Origin of the sequence: Nitrosomonas sp. ANs5 (assembly GCF_050584665.1) — a bacterium.
Lineage (GTDB): Bacteria > Pseudomonadota > Gammaproteobacteria > Burkholderiales > Nitrosomonadaceae > Nitrosomonas.
Genome location: NZ_JBEUDO010000119.1, coordinates 1 through 2,368 on the forward strand (window position 1 = coordinate 1; position 2,368 = coordinate 2,368).

At 52.7% G+C, this 2,368-nt stretch carries 3 protein-coding genes and 1 pseudogene; 1 reads left to right on the forward strand and 3 read right to left on the reverse strand.

Features of this window, described 5'->3' with window-relative positions:
• Window positions 1-60: 60 nt before the first annotated feature.
• Entirely contained in the window at window positions 61-585 is a 525-nt protein-coding gene (locus ABTW62_RS13855; protein ID WP_430905161.1) for a hypothetical protein, read from the reverse strand.
• Window positions 576-884 carry a hypothetical protein gene (locus ABTW62_RS13860; RefSeq protein WP_430905162.1) on the reverse strand — a complete coding sequence of 103 codons (309 nt, stop codon included), beginning with the start codon at window positions 882-884 and terminating at the stop codon, window positions 576-578. Before ABTW62_RS13860 ends, ABTW62_RS13855 begins: the two co-directional genes overlap by 10 nt.
• Window positions 885-1,235: 351 nt before the next feature.
• On the opposite strand from ABTW62_RS13860, the gene ABTW62_RS13865 reads away from it, so the two are divergent.
• Complete coding sequence (locus tag ABTW62_RS13865) at window positions 1,236-1,376, forward strand: hypothetical protein (protein ID WP_430905163.1); 141 nt, start codon at window positions 1,236-1,238, stop codon at window positions 1,374-1,376.
• Between the two features lie 219 nt (window positions 1,377-1,595).
• On the opposite strand, the pseudogene ABTW62_RS13870 reads toward ABTW62_RS13865, so the two are convergent.
• Window positions 1,596-2,368, reverse strand: a pseudogene (locus tag ABTW62_RS13870) (hypothetical protein); the annotation flags it as partial.

Here is a 2,368-nt window from a genome sequence, read left to right on the forward strand (position 1 = left end):
TAACTAGCGACCTGATCCTTTTGTATTCCTTGCAGGGATGGGGACTTTCATAGGTGGTCGCTAATCGTGCGTGGCTTCGAAAATCAGGTTCAGGCGGATGTCGCGTAGTTGAAAAAGGCATTGGCGCCGTTCATCCGCACTGGGGTTTTCCGCTCCGATGAAGAACACCGGAATGAAATCCCCAAAACGATGCGTCGTGTCCAAGCGACCCTCGATGGCGGAAGCCAGCTGCCCCACATCTTCAGCCGTCAGGGCAAAGGGAAATCCGCTGATTTTCCAGGGATAGTCGCGCGCGCCAGCCGTTGCCGATTCACGAAAGCTGATCGTCCGACCATCGACTACGATCGGGCGTGCCGGTATTGCGACATGCCCTGCATCACCCGCCGAATCGGACAGCCGCGACCCGGTCAGCGCCCCACCACTCAACGACATGCCGAGAACGAACCGCCCGTGATCGCCCGATTGTGACGCAGGACAATTGGTTATCTGCAAATGCGGCCGGGGCGCGCCGCTGACAAAAGCGCCCACCAGCCGACCAGGTGCCCGCTCACGGCTCACCGGTCCCAGTTCGAAAACTAGCCCCATCCATGATGGTCGATGGCCACATCGCTGCGGCAGCGAGCGCGCTCCCAGCTCGGTTGGGATGCGCTTTGATAGCCGACAACGACGGCATCGGAAGGTAGATCCTGAAAGACAGGCGGGGCGAGGCCGGATGTATCCACGCCGCACAGCACACCTGGCGGTTGGGTCGCTTCTCTGACATAAAGCTGCTGGTGCCCGGCAGGATCGAGCCGCACGATCTGGCGTGCGCCGTCCGGCCCGCAGGCAGACAGGGCCAGCAGCGACAGAACAGCACCGATGATTGTTGGTATCTTGCAGGGCATCAGGCATCCTAGCATGTTTGCCCTGGTCTCGCAGTCTTTTGATGACAAGACCCGCCGGACATGCAACCATCGCGAAACTTTCGCATCTCTCCTTCTACCGGGCCACGAACGGCCCTATCATCCGCTATCACTATGTGTCAAAACGTCGACAATGAAACTCTGCTTCCCGAACGAAATTTCACCCCTCGTCTGACACAAATCAAAATATGCTGCAAAAAAATAATATATCCTCTTGACAGGCGGATATGAGAGTGTTAATAATATAACCGTCTTTCAATAAGAAAGGCTAGCTAGTCATGTATGTTAGAAGATTTATTTTTATGTATCTTTTCTATTATAGGAGACTACAAAATGAAACTCTCACTCTTCTTAGCTGCACTGTTGGTAGCTTCTTCCTTAACCGCTTGCATGGATCCTAAACCAGGACAATATCCACCTAGCCTCATGATGGAACGGGATTCCATGCCTGACAACCTTGAAAATGATGAATAAATCAATGATTCAGAAACCATAACCGCCCTTCCAGGGCGGTTTTTTCATTCTCAGAGTCAGAGAACAAACAATCACTCTGCCCAAACGAAATTGATTCGATCCTAGCCTCGTCTTACCTTCTCCGGTGAAAAGCATACAGCTTACACCTTCACGCCAAAAACCATTCAGATTTGTTCATCCAGGCTTCCAGCCATTTATCAGACACTTGCTGATCCACGATTATTTGCCAATAGTGATGATAGGCGCGCCGAGTTGCGTGGTGTCGGTAATAGTCATGCGAAACAGGACATAGAGCAACTGAAATGCATTCATGTGCCAGTGTGCGTTTGGCCCGGTGGTATTTACCGCATAGTAACGGCCATGGGAACGGACCGACAGTGCGTTTTTGGGGAACGACTGGTCCGATACAATTAATTCAAGCGTATTAACCGGATTCTCATTCCGATCAATGGACGGGGTGCGTGGATCTTTCTCGACATGATATTCCGGCTCCTCGCCCAGAGAATGGCCGATAAAATTGAGGATGGCATGAAAACTTCTCAGGCGGAAAGAACCCCTGACCGGCCATTCCCCACCAGGATAATCTGGATGGATATCAAAGGCGACATCATTCTCGATCCAGGGGCTGATCAGCTCCTGGATATCTTCGCGCTCCTCACAGCACAGGATATCGGGGTCATAGTTGGTGATCAGCACCGGACCCAAAGTCTGCTTGCTGAGCGTAAAAGTATCATCCTGCTGGTTGTAGCGAACGGTAAATTCCTTCTCCAGCGATTGGAAGCTTTCGCCCGACATGGCGCCTGCCGGCAGCGTCCAGCTATGCTCGATCGTCAATGGCTCGGCATAGAGCTGCCCCTGATCCTGGATGGCCGCAAGGTGAAGTGCCACACGCCGGAACATTTCATAACCGGCATGATCCAGCGCATCATTATCCCAACTTCGCAGCTTTTCCCCCCAAAACCACCCAAAATCCCCTATTTCCGCACTGAATC